The organism is Anaeromassilibacillus sp. An200, assembly GCF_002160025.1.
GTDB lineage: Bacteria > Bacillota > Clostridia > Oscillospirales > Acutalibacteraceae > Caccousia > Caccousia stercoris.
The window spans coordinates 76,657-93,016 of the sequence record NZ_NFJU01000011.1 but is presented as its reverse complement, the minus strand read 5'-3'; the positions used below and the strand labels follow the sequence as shown (position 1 = coordinate 93,016).

The 16,360-nt window shown below is 53.2% G+C and carries 12 protein-coding genes; 9 read left to right on the top strand and 3 right to left on the bottom strand.

Features of this window, described 5'->3' with window-relative positions:
• The coding region (locus B5F35_RS19005; RefSeq protein ID WP_206424031.1) for a hypothetical protein at positions 1–226 on the top strand (226 nt) is incomplete at its 5' end.
• Here the strand turns inward: B5F35_RS19005 and B5F35_RS07505 are convergent.
• Together B5F35_RS07505 and clpB are read right to left on the bottom strand one after the other, a co-directional pair.
• Positions 219–479, bottom strand: a complete 261-nt coding sequence (locus tag B5F35_RS07505; RefSeq protein WP_087239596.1) for a helix-turn-helix domain-containing protein — start codon at positions 477–479, stop codon at positions 219–221. The genes B5F35_RS19005 and B5F35_RS07505 overlap by 8 nt on opposite strands.
• A gap of 180 nt (positions 480–659) precedes the next feature.
• Positions 660–3,290, bottom strand: a complete 2,631-nt coding sequence (gene clpB / locus B5F35_RS07500) for an ATP-dependent chaperone ClpB (protein ID WP_087239594.1) — start codon at positions 3,288–3,290, stop codon at positions 660–662.
• Positions 3,291–3,650: 360 nt separating this feature from the next.
• Here clpB and B5F35_RS07495 point away from each other — a divergent pair, with 360 nt between their 5' ends.
• Positions 3,651–4,160: an ABC transporter substrate-binding protein gene (locus B5F35_RS07495; protein WP_162611366.1), complete on the top strand. Its 510-nt coding sequence runs from the start codon at positions 3,651–3,653 to the stop codon at positions 4,158–4,160.
• A gap of 48 nt (positions 4,161–4,208) precedes the next feature.
• Positions 4,209–5,894, top strand: a complete 1,686-nt coding sequence (locus B5F35_RS07490; protein WP_087239590.1) for a beta-L-arabinofuranosidase domain-containing protein — start codon at positions 4,209–4,211, stop codon at positions 5,892–5,894.
• On the opposite strand, the gene B5F35_RS07485 is transcribed toward B5F35_RS07490, so the two are convergent.
• Positions 5,891–6,742 (bottom strand): YitT family protein, encoded by an 852-nt coding sequence (locus B5F35_RS07485; RefSeq protein WP_087239588.1) that lies wholly within the window; start codon positions 6,740–6,742, stop codon positions 5,891–5,893. The genes B5F35_RS07490 and B5F35_RS07485 overlap by 4 nt on opposite strands.
• A gap of 259 nt (positions 6,743–7,001) precedes the next feature.
• On the opposite strand from B5F35_RS07485, the gene B5F35_RS07480 reads away from it, so the two are divergent.
• The 6 genes from B5F35_RS07480 (at position 7,002) to B5F35_RS07455 (ending at position 16,356) form a co-directional block, all read left to right on the top strand.
• Positions 7,002–7,835, top strand: coding sequence for a TrmH family RNA methyltransferase (locus B5F35_RS07480; protein ID WP_087239586.1), 834 nt, complete (start codon positions 7,002–7,004; stop codon positions 7,833–7,835).
• A 221-nt stretch (positions 7,836–8,056) separates the two neighbouring features.
• Positions 8,057–9,112, top strand: coding sequence for a LacI family DNA-binding transcriptional regulator (locus B5F35_RS07475; RefSeq protein ID WP_087239613.1), 1,056 nt, complete (start codon positions 8,057–8,059; stop codon positions 9,110–9,112).
• A 328-nt stretch (positions 9,113–9,440) separates the two neighbouring features.
• Positions 9,441–10,370, top strand: coding sequence for an ABC transporter permease subunit (locus tag B5F35_RS07470; RefSeq protein ID WP_087239584.1), 930 nt, complete (start codon positions 9,441–9,443; stop codon positions 10,368–10,370).
• A gap of 25 nt (positions 10,371–10,395) precedes the next feature.
• A complete protein-coding gene (locus tag B5F35_RS07465) occupies positions 10,396–11,322 on the top strand; it encodes a carbohydrate ABC transporter permease (RefSeq protein ID WP_087239582.1) in 927 nt (308 codons plus the stop codon).
• Between the two features lie 116 nt (positions 11,323–11,438).
• The gene (locus B5F35_RS07460) at positions 11,439–13,208 is read left to right on the top strand and encodes an extracellular solute-binding protein (protein WP_087239580.1); all 1,770 of its coding nucleotides are present in this window, start codon (positions 11,439–11,441) and stop codon (positions 13,206–13,208) included.
• A 151-nt stretch (positions 13,209–13,359) separates the two neighbouring features.
• Complete coding sequence (locus tag B5F35_RS07455; RefSeq protein ID WP_162611365.1) at positions 13,360–16,356, top strand: endo-1,4-beta-xylanase; 2,997 nt, start codon at positions 13,360–13,362, stop codon at positions 16,354–16,356.
• The last annotated feature ends 4 nt before the right edge of the window (positions 16,357–16,360 follow it).

Below are 16,360 nucleotides of genomic sequence, written 5' to 3'. Positions count from 1 at the left end.
GCCCGCTTGCCCGGTATCCCGCGTTGTTTCCGTGGAGAGTATGGGGCGCTTGGCTGGCGCTTTGGCTGAGCCTGGACACAAGTCGCGCAATCGGCCTGCGGCCTCCCGGTATGGCGGAAAAAGGCGCGGTCTTTGCTTTCGGCTATGCCCCGCAAAGCCCGCTTGCCCGGTGTCCCGCGCTGTTTTCATGGAGAGTATGGGACGCTTGGCTGCTGCTTTCAGCTGAGTTCAGGTTTGTTTTCTTCCAATCCCGCAAAAAATTCGTCGTAGGAACAATGATACAGTTTGCGCAGCGCAATCAGTACGCTTGCGCGGATGTTCAGTTCGCCGCTTTCATATTTGGCATAGGTCCTTCTTTCAATGTCACAGCCGTACAACTGTAATTTTACGCACAGCATTTCCTGAGAAAATCCTTTTTGTAGGCGTAGCTGACGGAGATTTTCACCGATATTCTGATTGTGTCGGATTTTCTGTTCCATTTTTGTTCCTCCCCAATAGAGATAACCAGTATCGGTTATAGACAAAACTATTTTAACATAGCACTGAAAAAATATTGACCGCTATACTGGTCAAAATAGGGTGACAGAATCCCAGAAAAAGGGAAAACAGCCCCTTTCCGGCAGGAATAACCTGCGGAAAGAGGCTGTTTCTATTTTTCTTTATTTTGTGCTGACCATCTCAGCGGGGAGGACGGTGTGCAGAGTGAGTTCACCGTTTTCAGCGTCCACCACAATATGCGTGCGGGGCATCGGATCGTCGCGAATGATCAGCTTTGCGATCAGCGTTTCCACATGGCTTTGCAGATACCGCTTGAGCGGACGCGCACCATACACAGGATCGAAGCCTTGCTCCACGATCAGATCCTTTGCGGCGTCCGTGAGCTCCACCGTCAGCTGTTTTTCTTCCAAACGGCGCTGCAAGTCGCGGATCATCAGGTCGACAATGGAGAAGATCTCCTCACGGCGCAGCGGTTTGTAGAATACAATCTCGTCAAGACGGTTCAGGAATTCAGGACGGAACTGCTGTTTGAGCAGAGCCTGTACATGCTCCCTTGCCTCGGGATTGATTTCGCCGTTGTCGCCAATGCCGTCCAGAATAATCTGGGAGCCAAGGTTTGACGTCAGAATGATAATCGTATTCTTGAAATCGACGGTGCGGCCCTGGCTGTCCGTGATGCGTCCGTCGTCCAGCACTTGAAGCAGGACATTGAACACATCGGGATGCGCCTTTTCCACTTCGTCGAACAGAACCACGCAGTACGGATGACGGCGCACAGCCTCGGTCAGCTGGCCGCCTTCCTCATAGCCCACATATCCGGGAGGCGCTCCGATCAGACGAGACACGGAGTATTTCTCCATATACTCGGTCATGTCGATACGCACCATGTTCTTTTCGTCGTCAAACAGCGCCTGTGCCAAAGCTTTGGCCAGCTCCGTCTTGCCAACGCCGGTAGGGCCAAGGAAAAGGAAGGAACCGATCGGGCGATCGGGGTCCTGGATGCCCGCGCGCGAACGCAGGATAGCGTCCGCCACGCGATCCACCGCTTCATCCTGTCCGATAACGCGCTCATGCAGGATTTCCGGCAGACGCAGCAGCTTTTCGCGCTCGCCCTCCATCAAACGGCTCACGGGAATTCCTGTCCAGCGGCCGATGATCCGGGCGATCTCTTCTTCCGTCACACGGTCGCGCAGCAGGGAACCGGACTTCTGGCCTTCCTCCGCGATCCGCTCCTCCTCCTGCAATTCTTTCGTCAGAGCGGGAAGCTTGCCGTATTTCAGTTCAGCGGCCTTGTTCAGATCATAGGTGCGCTCCGCCTTCTCGATCTCGGCGTTTGTTGCCTCGATCTCGCTGCGCAGCTTCTGCACCTTGCCGATCGCGTCCTTTTCATTCTCCCATTTGGCTTTCATCTCGTTGAACTGCGAGCGAAGCTCCGCCATTTCCTTCTGAATTTCGGCCAGATGCTCCTGGGAAAGGTGATCCGTCTCTTTTTTCAGAGCGGCTTCCTCAATCTCATACTGCATGATCCGGCGGGAAATTTCATCCAACTCGGTCGGCATGGAGTCGATCTCGGTCCGCACCATGGCGCACGCTTCGTCCACCAGGTCGATGGCTTTATCCGGCAGGAAACGGTCGGTGATATAGCGGTTGGACAGGGTAGCCGCCGCGATCAGCGCCTGATCCTGGATTTTGACGCCGTGGAAAACCTCATAGCGCTCTTTCAGGCCGCGCAGGATGGAAATGGTATCAGCCACGGTCGGCTCGTCCACCATGACAGGCTGGAAACGGCGTTCCAGAGCGGCGTCCTTTTCGATATATTTGTGATACTCGTCGAGCGTTGTGGCGCCAATGCAGTGCAGCTCACCGCGCGCCAGCATCGGTTTGAGCAGGTTGCCCGCGTCCATGCTGCCCTCGGTTTTGCCTGCGCCGACAATCGTGTGCAGCTCATCAATGAAGAGGATGATCTGTCCCTCGGACTTTTTCACCTCGTTGAGCACGGCTTTCAGACGCTCCTCGAACTCACCGCGGAATTTCGCACCCGCGATCAGAGCGCCCATATCAAGCGAAAACAGCTTGCGGTTTTTGAGGTTGTTCGGCACGTCTCCGCGCACAATGCGAAGCGCGAGCCCTTCCGCGATAGCCGTTTTGCCGACGCCGGGTTCACCGATCAGCACGGGGTTGTTTTTCGTCTTACGGGAGAGAATCCGGATGACGTTGCGGATCTCCGAGTCACGCCCGATCACCGGGTCGAGCTTCTGGTTGCGGGCAAGCTGCACCAGATCCTGCGCGTATTTCGTCAGTGCGTCATACGTTTCCTCCGGCGTGTCGCTCGTCACGCGCGTGTTGCCGCGGACAGCGGAGAGGGCGGAGAGGAATTTGTTTTTGTCGATTCCGAAGGTGCGGAATACCTCGCGCAGCCCCTGGTTGGCATGCTCGAGCAGAGACAGGAAAATGTGCTCCACGCTGACATACTCGTCCTTCATCCGGTCGGCCTGCTGTTCGGCTTCGGAAAGAGCGCGGTCCACGTCGCCGGACACATAAATTTTTCCCGGCTCACGGCCCGGACCGGTTACGCCGGGCATTTTGTCAATCCGGTTTTCCAGCTCGCGCTGGAGAGCGGCAGGATCAACCTCCATCTTCTTCATCAGCTGGGGGATCAGGCCGTTTTCCTGCTCCAGCAGGGCTGCCAGCAGATGCTCCTGCTCAATCTGCATGCTGTTATGCCGCAGTGCAAGGTTCTGTGCCTCCTGGATGGCTTCCAGGGATTTTTGTGTGAATTTTTGAGCGTTCATCGAATCACTCCTTAATTAAAAAGTCGATACAATCGGGCTTTTGTTATCGTTTTTAGCACTCTTTATCTTTAAGTGCTAAAACCAGAATAAAAGATATATATGTCAGAATTATGAATAGAACGTAAAACTTACATGAATCCCGCGGAAAGAATTCCCATACGCTTTTGGAAACGCTTTATGGAAAAGCGTGCGTTTCGTTCTAATAAGAAAAAATTGTGGTGTTTTTCATTGTGAATAAAAATATAAAATAAATTTTAGATTTTCTATTGACAAATAGAAGAGATTAAGATGATGTTAAAGATAACATAAATGTTATTTTTAACAAAAGCGGCTTTGGGCCGCGGACATGGAGGGATTGTAATGAAAAAATTTCTGGCAGGTATGATGGCGTTGCTCATGACCGCTTCGCTGGCTGGATGCAGTGGGGGAGATGCTTCTTCCACAGCGCCTCAGGCTTCCGGGGAGAACGGCAATTCCGAGGAAGAGGTAACGCTGCAGGGCGAAATTACCTTTTCTACATGGGGTTCTCTGGCGGAAAAAGAGATTAACGAGGAAATTATCGCAGCTTTTGAGGAGAAGTATCCCGGCACAAAGATTAACCTTGAGTACATTCCCGAGAACTACACGCAAAAAATTGATACCATGTTTATGGGTGGAAACGCACCGGACGTTATTTATGGGCATCCGCATTATTTCGCCGCATGGGCGGAGCAGGGGCTGCTGATGGACCTGACCGACCGGTTTGAGGCGGAGAAGGATTTCTATCAGGACGAGAAGTTTGCCCAGAATATTTATGATGCTTTCCGCTGGAATGGAAAATACATCGCCACCATTAATGGACATGATACATCTGTCAGAGGTATTTTGTAGCGGGTATGACTGTTACAACAGGCGTGGAAAAATAAAGGAGGAGTTTACATGCTGCAATCCATGATTCAGGAGGTTCATCTGCTTCCGGGGTTGCCAAAAACCAAGAGGGAACGGGATTACCGTTATTTGATGGAGCTTCGGGAAGAAAATCTGCTGTTTCCGTTTTATACGGAGGCGGGGCTGAACGGCAGGCTGAATTATAAGCTTGAAAATCTTCACGGGGGCTGGGACGCACCTTTAAGTCAGATTCGCGGAACCTTTACAGGCCACTGGCTGAGTGCGGCGGCGAGAATCTACAATGAGACGAAGGAAAGACGCCTGAAAGCCAAAGCGGATTTTATTGTGGCGGAGATTGCCCGCTGCCAGGAGGCAAACGGCGGGGGATGGGCTTTTCCCATACCGGAAAAATTTCTCTATGGACTGAAAAACGGCCGTCATTTTTGGGCGCCGCAGTATGTGTGCCATAAGGTGATGATGGGCCTGCTGGATATGTATCTTTTTGCGGGCAATGAGCAGGCTTTGGAGATTCTTCGCGGGTGCGCCGATTGGTTTTACCGTTTTACCGGTGAAATTTCCCGTGAGGTTATGAGCGACATGATGGATCTGGAGGAGACAGGCGGAATCATGGAGTTCTGGGGAGATTTGTATGCCGTCACAAAGGATCCGCGCCATCTGGAGCTGGCGCGGCGGTATGAGCGTCCCCGTCTGACAGAACCGCTTTTACAGAACGTCGACGTCCTGACCAATTTCCATGCCAACATGACGATCCCGGAGATCCAGGGATGTGCCAGAGTGTATGAGGTGACAGGGGAAGAGCGGTTCCGGCGCATTGTGGAAAGCTACTGGCGTCTCGCGGTGGATGAGCGCGGACGTTTTGCGACAGGCGGACAGACAAACGGCGAGATCTGGACGCCGAAAAATCAGTTTTCCGCGCGGCTTGGCGATATGAACCAGGAACACTGCACCGTCTACAATATGGTCCGTCTGGCGGATTATCTGTACCGCTGGACAGGGGATGAAAAATATGCGGATTATATAGAGTCCAATATTTGGAATGGACTGTTTGCACAGGGCTTCTGTGAGGGGCATGCGAGAGAGCAGTGCCTGGAGCCCTCGCCTCCCAAGTCTGGCTTGATTACCTACTACCTTCTTTTGGCGGCGGGCTCGCAGAAAAAATGGGGCTCCAAGACCGAAGATTTCTGGTGCTGCCACTGCACCCTGGTGCAGGCCAACGCCCGGTACAGAGAATGGATTTATTACGGAGCAGACGATGGCATCACGGTGGCGCAGTATTTCCCGTCCGAGGCCGCTTTTTGTGTGGATGGGGTTCCGGTCACGCTCGAGCAGAAGCCGGCGGATTTGTGTGGGGATATTTTGGAGATTCATGAAATATCACACATGCTTGCGAACAGACCGACCTGGGAAACGGTTCAGTTTACGGTTAGCACAGAGCGCCCGGTTACGTTTGCGCTGCGTCTGCGCCTTCCCAGATGGATTCAGGGGGATCCCGTTTTCCGCCTGAACGGAGAAACGGTTTCCCCGAAGATCCAAGATGGATATGCCGTATTTGAGCGGATGTGGGAAAATGACACATTGGAAGCAGAGTATCCGAAGAGTGTTGTGTGTGTTTCTCTGCCGGATAAGCCGGATACGGTGGCTTTTGTCGACGGACCGGTGGTTCTGGCTGGTCTGGTGCCGGAGGAGAGAATCTGTTTCTCTTCCCGTCTGCGTTAACGTTGAAATCCTTTTCCTATAATTTCGCTGGTGTTGGTGATGAGAATGAACGCGCCCGGCTCGTTTTCACGGATAAACCGGCGCAGGGCCACGGCCTGATAAGGCTTGAGCACCGTGAGGACAACATAATTATGATTGTGGCTGAACGCACCGTGGGCTTCAAACACCGTAGCGCTGCGGTGCAGTGTCTCCGTGATGAAGGTGCAGATTTTATCGGGGCTGCTGCACACCACATTGAAGGATTTGCACAGGTTGATGCTTTCGATTACATTGTCGACGACCAGAGACTTTGAGATCAGGCCCAGCAGAGAGAAGAGGGCTGTTTTCATGTCGAATACGAAGAAGGCTGTCAAAGTAATCAAAAGATCGCTCAGCAGCAAGGCACGTCCGATATCGACGCTGGTGTATTTGCGAAGGATCATCGCCACAATATCTGTGCCGCCGCTTGATGCTCCGATGTTGAAAAGCACGGCGGAGCCAAATCCCGGAAGAAGGACGGCGAAAATCAGCTCCAGCAAAGGCTCGTCCGTCAAGGGAGCGGACAGAGGCGCAATCTGATCGAGAAGGGAGAGGGATACGGAAAGCAGTGTGCTGGAATAGACTGTCCGTATGCCGAATCCGCGTCCCAGAAAGAGAAAACCCAGAATCAGCAGCAGGGCGTTGATGATGAAGTTGATCGCCGAGGGGGAGAGAGGGATGAAGGGGCTGAGCACAACAGAGAGGCCGCTGACGCCGCCGAATGTGAAATTGTTTGGAAACTTGAAATAGTAAATGCCGACTGCCATGCAAAGGGTGCTGATGGTGATCAGAAAATACTCAAACAAAACTTTTTTCCATGTGTCTTTCATTGCCGCACACTCCCAGCTCCCTGCGGCCTGCGGTCCGGGGGCGGCTGGCCCGTGCCGTTCCGCGGCCGGAAGGGATTTCTGTTTTTATTGTACCCAAAAAAACATGGAAAGGCAAGAAAAACCGAAAGCCCTTTCCAAACTGACGGCGGTCATTGCATTCCCCCGCGCTTTGTGATATAAAAAAGAAAAAAGCACAGCTTTCGGCAGAAGAAGAGAGAAGGGGAAGCGTTCCCCGCAGAAAGGAACGGTTGGCAAGGCAATGAAAAAGATTTATTCCAGAAATGCCCAATATCAGAAATTTGAAGTGCTCCAGACCAATCGCAACAAACGATATAAATATGGAGAATTTCTGGTGGAGGGAGTGCGGAATCTCAACGAAGCGGTGAGAAGCGGATGGGAAATTTCCTCTCTTCTCTACACAGATGAAATGCCGCTTTCCCAATGGGCCAGGGATTTTCTGGCACAGGTTAAAACAGAGGAAAATTATGTGCTGACCCGGGAACTGATGCAGGAACTCAGCCGCAAGGAGGACACCTCCGAGCTGATGGCGGTGGTCAAAATGCGCGACGACAGCTTTGAGTCCCTGCATCTGCGTGAAAATCCCCTTCTGGTGGTGTTTGACCGTCCGTCCAACCGGGGAAATCTCGGCACATTGATCCGCTCCTGCGATGCTTTGGGGGCGGATGCGCTGCTGGTGACAGGCCATGCTGTGGATTTGTACGATCCGGAAGTGATAACTTCGGGGATGGGGTCCTTTTTCCGCCTCCCGTCCATCCGTCTGACGGATAACGCGCAGATGCAGGCGGCGATAGCTTCCCTGCGCGCACGGTATCCCGATTTTCATGTGATTGCCACCACGGCGCATAAAAAGACGCCTGTTTATGAGGAAAAGCTGGATGGGCCCTGCATGGTGCTGGTGGGAAATGAAACGGAAGGACTTTGCAAGAGCTTTTACGAGATGGCGGACACAATGATTTCCATCCCAATGGCTCCCGATTGCTCCGCTTCCTCCTTCAATGTTGCCTGTGCGGCTACTGTCATTCTGTACGAGGTGATCCGGCAGAGAAGTCTGGCAGGAAATTCCGGTTGGTAAAACTTTGAGATTGGTAAACCTTTGAGGTTTATGCGTTGTTTTTGTCATTTGCGACGGAATTTTTGGTTTATTTTTATAACTTATTTTAGAAACAATGGGAAATTTATGTAAATATTAGAAAAACACTTGCAGTTTTCCCTTGGAAATGCTATACTGGAATCAATAATTTGTTTATCGTTAAACCCTTCTTTTATTTTGGAAAGAGGGACGGTGGAAACCAGATGGTGACGCTAAAGGAAATTGCGCGGGAGTGTAATGTTTCCGCGACAACAGTGTCCAATATTCTGAATGGAAAACCCAAGGTGAGTGAAGCGACCCGCCAAAAAGTCATGCAGGTGGTAAAAAAACGCGGGTATCAGCCGAATTACGTCGCACAGGGCCTGCGCAACCAGCGCACAAGGACGATTGCCGTGATTGCGGAGGATATCGGGCAGTTTACCACACCGGGCATTATTGAAAGCGTGATGGCCCGGTTTGAGTCGGAGGGGTACCACACGATTTTGTGGAATCTGCGCTTGTATGCCAGATGGAGTGAATCCTGGTATAACAACGAGCAGGCATACCGCTCTATTTTGAATCCTGTTTTGCAGGAGCTCCGTTCCATCAAGGTCGAGGGTGTGATTTATGTTGCGGGCCACGCACGTTTGATTCACTGCACCACGCAGGATTATGAAGTGCCGATGATCATGGCCTACGCATATCCCGATTTGCCGGGGATTCCCAGTGTGACCATCGACGAGGAGAAAAGCGGATATGATATGGTGAAGTATCTGCTTTCCATGGGACACCGGCGAATAGGCTTTATCGGCGGCCGCGCCAACAATATCCATACTCAAAGGCGTCTGTATGGAGCGCAGAGGGCAATGTTTGAAAGCCATGTTCCCTATAATCCGGAGTGGGTGCGGTATGGTGATTGGTTCCGGCGTTCCGGTTACGAGGAGGCGGGCCCTCTGGTGCAGGCCGGTGTGACAGCGATTTTCTGTATGGCGGATCGTATGGCCGGCGGCGTTTATGATTATCTTGAGGAAAAAGGGCTGCGCGCGGGTGAGGATATCTCCGTCACCGGATTTGACAATCAGGATTTGTCGGAATACTGCCGCCCGGCCCTCACCACTATGGATTTGCCGTTGACGGAGATCGGAAACCGTGCGTCTCTTCTTTTGCTGGAACGTCTGAAGGAACGGGAAACCGGAGAGGAGCCAAAGGGGGAGGCAGAGAATCTCTCGATTCCATGTACGTTGGTGGAAAGGAAGTCGGTAAAACGATTGACTATATAATTTTATAAATTGTGCTTTTTAACGGCCGCAAGCAAATTGCCTGCGGCTTTTTTTGTTCTTTTTTTGCTTAATTTGTTTAATACTTTTCTAAACGAAATCGATATAGTTAAACGTTGAACGAATAGAAAAACAGGTATCTATAGCTTTTTTATAGCGAAAATGCTGGGGTAAAATGAAAAAATCCAATAAAATATAATTATTTTTTAAAAAAATTATTGACAAATTATAAAGTAAGGATTATAATGCAATCAAAAGTTAGGTTTAACGATAAACAAAAAAACCTGACATCACCCGTTTTCATAGCCTTATTCAGAAAGGGAGTCGTGAGATGAAAGCCATTCAGAAGAACAAAAAGAAATGGGACTCATTCAAGCTGTTTCTTTACATCTTGCCTTTTCTCATTCTCGTTTTGATTTTCTCCTACTATCCGCTGTACGGATGGATTTACGCTTTCTTTGATTACAAACCTCCGAAGCCGTTCTCCTGGGATGATTTTGTCGGACTCAAATGGTTCTACTCCCTTGTGGAGACGGATGTGAAAATCAACCAGCTGCTGCAGGTGCTCAAAAACACCTTCGCCATGAGTGCTATCACACTCGGTACCTCGTGGCTTCCCATGATTTTCGCGGTGTTTCTCAATGAGCTCAAGTGTGTGCGTTTCCGCAAGTTTGTGCAGACAGTCACAACGCTGCCGAACTTCATCAGCTGGGTGCTTGTTTACTCTGTTGCGTTCAGCCTGTTCAACAGCACCGGCATGATGAATACCCTGCTTGCCAGTCTCGGCATCATTTCTCCGGATGAACCAATTCTTTTCCTGCAATCGTCCGACCACGTCTGGCTCACTCAGTGGCTGTGGCTGACCTGGAAAAACCTCGGCTGGGCGTCCATCATGTACATAGCGGCCATCTCCGGCATTGACAATGAAATGTATGAGGCGGCCAGAGTGGACGGCGCGACCCGCATGAAGATGATCTGGTACATCACCCTGCCGAGCCTGCTTCCCACATTCTTTGTCCTGCTCATGATCAATATCGCCAACTTCCTGAACAACGGCATGGAGCAGTACTACGTTTTCCAGAATGCTTTCAACAAAGAGTACATCCAGGTGCTGGATTTGTACGTGTATAACACGGCCATGGGCGCCGGCAGTTATTCTGTTTCCGTCGCGATCAGTATGCTCAAGAGCATTGTCAGCCTGGTGCTGCTGTTCTTTGCCAACGGCGCTTCCAAACTCATCCGCGGCGAAAGCTTCCTGTGAGTTTTGAGAAAGGTGGGAACGAATCATGGCGAGTACCAAAGCAAAAAAGAGCAAGATACACGAGCGCACACCCGGCGATATTCTGATGAGCGTTATCTGCTATATTGTGTTTTCCCTGTGCGCCCTCGTCTGTATCTATCCGTTTTACTACATCTTTATCAATGCCATCAGCGCCAACGACCTGAGCGCACGCGGCGTGATCCTTTTCTGGCCGCAGGGCGTTCATTTCCAGAACTTCATCAGTGCGCTTCAGATTGACGGCCTGGCCCAATCCGCTTATATCTCCATCATGCGTACCGTGATCGGCACCTTCTGCACGGTTTCCGCATCCGCGTTCCTTGGGTTCATGTTCACCCAGAACAAAATGTGGCACCGTAAAATCTGGTACCGGATGGTGGTTGCGACAATGTATTTCAACGCCGGCATCATTCCGTGGTATCTGACGATGCGCAACCTGGGTCTGACCAATAACTTCTGGGGATATATCCTGCCCGCGATTGTTTCGCCCTTCTTCATCATCCTGACCAAAACCTTCGTTGAGAGTGTGCCGAAGGAGCTCCAGGAGGCGGCCGAGATCGATGGCGCCGGTATCCTCAAAATTTTCTTCCGCATCATGCTGCCGGTCATCAAGCCGATTATGGCCACTGTGGCAATTTTCTCCGCCGTTAACCAGTGGAACGCCTTTCAGGACACGCTTCTCCTGGTGACGGACAAGAAGCTCTATCCTTTGCAGTTCATCCTGTATCAGTATCTGAACCAGGCAAGCTCCCTGGCCGGACAGTCCAACAGCGGCAGCGGCACCGGTTCTCTGGCGGGTCTTGCAACCTCGCAGACCCCCACCAGCATCCGCATGACGATCACCATCATCGTTGTTATCCCGATTATGCTTGTCTATCCGATTTTCCAGCGCTACTTTGTCAAAGGCATTATGATCGGCGCCGTGAAGGGCTGATCCGTTTTCCCGATACGATATTTGCCGACGATAGAAGAGTACTCTTCTATTAAATAGGGAAGGGGCCATGATGTGGCGGCCCCTTCCAAACCAGACATTGAAAAGGAGGATCCCTTATGAAGACAAAACGTTTCCTTTCCATGGCACTTGTTGCTCTGCTGGCCTCGAGCTCCATGCTGGGCTGCTCGCAGAATCAGACCGGAACCTCTTCCGCCGGTGCGGCTTCCGAGGGCGGAAGCACCACAGCTTCTGAATCCGGAGGAACTTCCGAGGTGTCTCATGATACGGAGATGACCTTTGAGGTTTATGACGTCGCCGCAAACTATCAGGGCGAACAGATCGGCTGGTATGGCAAGGTTCTGAAGGATACCTTCAACATCAAGCTGAATATTATCGCTCCGCAGGTTTCCGGTGATGCGAACTCTCTGTATCAGACGCGCACTGCTTCCGGCAATCTGGGCGATATTGTGATTTTGGATAACGCCGATATGCAGGACTGTGTGGATTCCGGCCTGATCATGGATATCGGTGATATTATTTACAACTACGAGAATCTCAAGGAATACCAGGAGCAGATTGATCAGTTCAATCAGAGCATGAGCGGCGTGGAAGGCGGCTCCATCTATGCCATTCCCTGCAACATGAACAACAACGGCCCGTCCGGCTACGTCGCGGAAACCGCGTTCAGCGCGCCGCGCGTGCCGTGGGATTATTATTCCGAACTGGGCTGCCCGGAGCTCAAGACCACCGACGACCTGCTGAATATGCTTGCCGATATGATGAAAGCTCATCCGACCAACGCGGCGGGCGACAAGGCTTACGCTATCTCCATGTGGAAGGATTGGGATTCCAATTGCAGTGAGAACGCGGCGCTGCTGACCTACTGGTTCGGCCAGCAGGTGAAGGATTCCGTTCTTCTTGGCTATGACAATACCATTACGCCTCTCACCGATACCGAAGGCGGCTACTATAAGGCTCTGCAATTCCTCTTCAAGGCCAATCAGATGGGCCTGATGGATCCCGACTCCGCCACGCAGGACTGGACGACGGTCTGCGACAGCAAGATGAAGCAGAAGAGAGTGTATCTGTTCTGGTACAACTGGCAGAACGGCTTCTGGAACACCCCGGCCCACGGCGAGAGCCGCGAGAACTACATGTATGTTCCGGTGGAAGAGCTTGAGTACTATCAGCAGGCTGACTCCTACTATGGCGATGGCCGTGTCTGGGGCGTCGGCTCCTCTGTGGACGATGAGAAGAAGCTGAGAATCATGGAATTCCTCGATTGGCTTGCTTCTCCCGAAGGCCTTGACTATCAGCATGCCAGCCTGGAAGGCTTCATTTATAATGTAAATGATGACGGCACCTATACCCTGACGCAGGAGGGCCAGGATCGCTTCACCGCGACCATCCAGGTTCCCGAAGAGTACGGCGGAGGCTCCTGGAGCGACGGCAACAACCAGATTAACCAGTGGATCGTCGGCAGCGCCGCGACCAACCCGCTCACCGGAGAATGCTACGATCCGTCCCTGTGGGCTTCCTCCATTGAGATGAACATGACGGCTACCACCAACGAGTGGATTGAGCAGTTTGGTGCACAGAATGAGGTTGAGTACCTCGAAGGCACCGATCAGCTGAAGATGGTCGCCAACATCAACATCCCGCTCGCCAGCGATTCCACCGATATTGCTCTGATCCGCAGCCAGTGCGGCACTCTGATTAAGGACACCTCCTGGCAGATGGTCTTTGCAAAGGACGAGGCGGAGTTCAACTCCCTGTGGGAGAATATGTGCACACAGCTTGAGGGCCTTGGCTGGGGCACACTGACCGAATATGATACCGAGAAGTATCAGGCCATTGTTGACGCGAGAATCGCGGCCGCGGAATAAGACAAACAGAATCCAAAGACAAAGGCATGTCCTTTGCATGATAGGGGGCCGGCCATGTGCCGGTCCCCTTTTTTCAAACAGTCCCGTGATGGAAGGATTGTCCTTTCAGGGGAGCGGGGCGTGTCATTTTGAAACAGGAGTGTATGTGAAAATGGGACTCAATGAAGTATACCAGCCCTATTTCCCGATCGGCGCAGCCGTACCGGCATCCGCGTTTGATCATTCCGCTGCTCTGCGGTCGATTGCTTGCCAGTATGGCTCCATCACCTGCGAAAACGACATGAAACCGGAAGCGCTGCTGGACAGAGAGGAGAACCAGAAGAATCCTGCCGCACATGACCGCAGTCCCGCGGTGTGCTTTGACGGTGTGAGGAAGTATCTTGACTTTGCGAAGGAGCATGGGATCGGGATGCGCGGCCACACGCTGGTGTGGCACAATCAGACGCCCCGGTGGTTTTTCGCGAAGGGTTACCGCTCGGAGGAGGATGCTCCGCTGGCGGATCGGGAGACGATGCTGGCCCGTCTGGATTCCTACATTCAAAGCGTGATGACCTTTGCGCAGACGGAATATCCCGGCGTCATTTATGCCTGGGATGTCGTCAACGAGGCGATTGACGGCGGGGCCCTGCGCACCTCTCTCTGGACGGAGACAGTGGGAGAGGATTTCGTTTTGCAGGCGTTCCGTATGGCCGCACGATGGAAGGCTCCGGGTGTGAGCCTGTTCTACAATGACTATGACACCTTCCTTCCGGAAAAGAGGGAAGCCATCTGCAAAACTATTCTTGCCCCTCTGCTTGAGGAAAAGCTGATCGATGGCATGGGAATGCAGTCGCATGTGCAGCTGGAAACGCCGTCGCTGGAGGAGTATCGGGAAGCAGTGCGCCGCTATGGCGCGCTGGGTCTTGAGATTCAGATCACCGAGCTGGACATCTTTTCCCCGGATACCTCCGAAGCCGCCATGCGCCGTTTGGCCGAGCGGTACCGCGCTCTCTTCACCGTTCTGCTGGAAGCCAAGCGGGAAGGGGCCGCTAATGTGACAGGCGTGACCTTCTGGGGACTTCAGGATGAGGAAAGCTGGCTGACCGGTTTCCGCCGCCAGAAGTGCCGTCCGCTGCTCTTTGAGCGCGGTTACCGCCCCAAAGAAGCTTATCAGGCAGTGTGCAGCGTGCCGGGGCGTGTGGAGGGCGATCTGGAAGACCGTCTGCCCGGCGGACAGCGGTTTGCGTTCTGGGAGAAAGAACAGGCATACACCAAAGAATACCACGTTAATCCCTCACATCCCGAAGCTTCGGACGAAAACGACGGCAGCGCCGATCATCCTCTGCGGACGATCCAGGCCGCGGCGGATCGCGCCGGCCCGGGAGAACGCGTCTGGATCCACGGCGGCGTATATCGGGAATGTGTCCGTCCCCGGCGCGGCGGTGAGGGACCGGACCGCATGGTCTGCTATGAAGCATTCGGAGACGGGGAGACTGTGATCAAAGCGTCGGTGGAGGCAAAGGAGTTCCTTCCGAGCGTGGGATGGGAACGAACGCCGCACGGCGCACCGCCTGCCCCGGACAGCGTGCGGATTTGGGAGACCAGGCTGAATCCGGAGGAATTTAAAGGGTACAATCCCTTCTGCGCAGTCAATATCCTGCATGACCGCCTGTTTATTGAATACGACAAAACGGATATGACGCCGTACCTGAACCGCCGCGGCATGGTGTTCTGTGACGGAAAGCCTTTGCGCCAGGTGGCTCTTTACAATCAGATGACGCAGACCCCCGGCTCCTACTGGGTGGAAGCCAACGGGCAGACGGTGCATTTCCGTCTTGCGGACGATGGGGATCCGCAGTATCATGTGATCGAACTGACCTGCCGGGAACAATGCTTCGCGCCCGAAACACCGTTCCTCTCCTACATCAAGGTGAAGGGACTTGTCTGCGCCCATGCGGCCACCGGCGCGCCTGTGCCGCAGCGCGGCAGCATCTCTTGCTTCCGCGGCCATCATTGGGTGATCGAGAACTGTGTGATCGACTGGTCCAACGCTGTGGGCATCGATGTTGGCAACGAGTGCTGGCACCACACCATCGAGGAAAACCAGATCATCGGCCATACGGTGGTGCGCGGCTGTGAGATCCGGGACGCGGGCGTCTGCGGCATTGCCGGACTGTTTGCCACCCACATGCTGATTGAGGACAACCGAATTACGGGAACCGGCTGGCAGGGAATGGAGCTTTCCTGGGAAGCGGGCGGCATCAAAGTGCACAACAGTGTGAACAGCCTGATCCGGCGCAATGTCTTTGCAGAAACGTTCCGTGCCGATCATCTGTGGATGGATGTGGGCAATGAGAACAACCGCATCACCCGCAATCTGTTCCTGAATGGCCGTGAGCAGCGCGAAGCGATCTTCATTGAGTGCTCGCGCGAGGGAATCAATCTCATCGATAATAATATTTTCTGGAATGTGGAAGGGCGCTTCCGTCCGGAGGATGTCCCAAAGGAGCCGGGCTCGACCGGCTGGTACAAGATGGAGGAGCATGGCATCGTGAACGGGTATGCCGTTTACGGCGAAGGAACGGACCGGCTTCATGTGGAGCATAACCTGATTGGCCGCTGCCGCAGCGCGGGTTACTATGTCAAGCCTGTGGCGTTCCGGATCTCCGGTCCCGGAAGCCGGGGTGGTACCGGGCGGGAGGCTCGTATCCGCAACAACCTGTTTTACAACTGCGGGGAGGCTGCCATCAAGTTCCCCACCCGCGACAACGATGCGCAGGGCAATGCGTACATTCAAATGCCCGGAGGTTATCTGCGCGTCCTGTATCCCGCGCCGGAAACCTGCCTGCATCTCGATGCCTGGCAGGAGTTCTATGGCTTTGACCGCGAAGGGCAGGAGGGCTGGTTCACGATCTGTGTGGATACCGAACGGCTGACACTGGAGATGAAAAAGCCGGAGCAGCCCCCGCACGTCGATCGGCTGCATCCCGATCGCATGCCGTATGTGACGGATCCGGAGCAGCTCCAAGCGGTGCAGTCGTCTATGGAAACGCCGGAGGATTTTTATGGCACCGCTTTGGAAGAGCGCCGGATGCCCGGCCCCTTTGCTTCCTTGAAAGCAGGCTGTGTCTATCAAATCGATCCCAGGCGGAAAGAACCAAAGGAATGAAAAG

Coding starts and splice junctions, on each gene's coding strand:
- B5F35_RS07470 (WP_087239584.1), top strand. CDS start 9,441: ATGAAAGCCATTCAGAAGAACAAAAAGAAATGGGACTCATTCAAGCTG.
- B5F35_RS07485 (WP_087239588.1), bottom strand. CDS start 6,742: ATGAAAGACACATGGAAAAAAGTTTTGTTTGAGTATTTTCTGATCACC.
- B5F35_RS07480 (WP_087239586.1), top strand. CDS start 7,002: ATGAAAAAGATTTATTCCAGAAATGCCCAATATCAGAAATTTGAAGTG.
- B5F35_RS07465 (WP_087239582.1), top strand. CDS start 10,396: ATGGCGAGTACCAAAGCAAAAAAGAGCAAGATACACGAGCGCACACCC.
- clpB (WP_087239594.1), bottom strand. CDS start 3,290: ATGAACGCTCAAAAATTCACACAAAAATCCCTGGAAGCCATCCAGGAG.
- B5F35_RS07455 (WP_162611365.1), top strand. CDS start 13,360: ATGGGACTCAATGAAGTATACCAGCCCTATTTCCCGATCGGCGCAGCC.
- B5F35_RS07495 (WP_162611366.1), top strand. CDS start 3,651: ATGAAAAAATTTCTGGCAGGTATGATGGCGTTGCTCATGACCGCTTCG.
- B5F35_RS07490 (WP_087239590.1), top strand. CDS start 4,209: ATGCTGCAATCCATGATTCAGGAGGTTCATCTGCTTCCGGGGTTGCCA.
- B5F35_RS07505 (WP_087239596.1), bottom strand. CDS start 479: ATGGAACAGAAAATCCGACACAATCAGAATATCGGTGAAAATCTCCGT.
- B5F35_RS07460 (WP_087239580.1), top strand. CDS start 11,439: ATGAAGACAAAACGTTTCCTTTCCATGGCACTTGTTGCTCTGCTGGCC.
- B5F35_RS07475 (WP_087239613.1), top strand. CDS start 8,057: ATGGTGACGCTAAAGGAAATTGCGCGGGAGTGTAATGTTTCCGCGACA.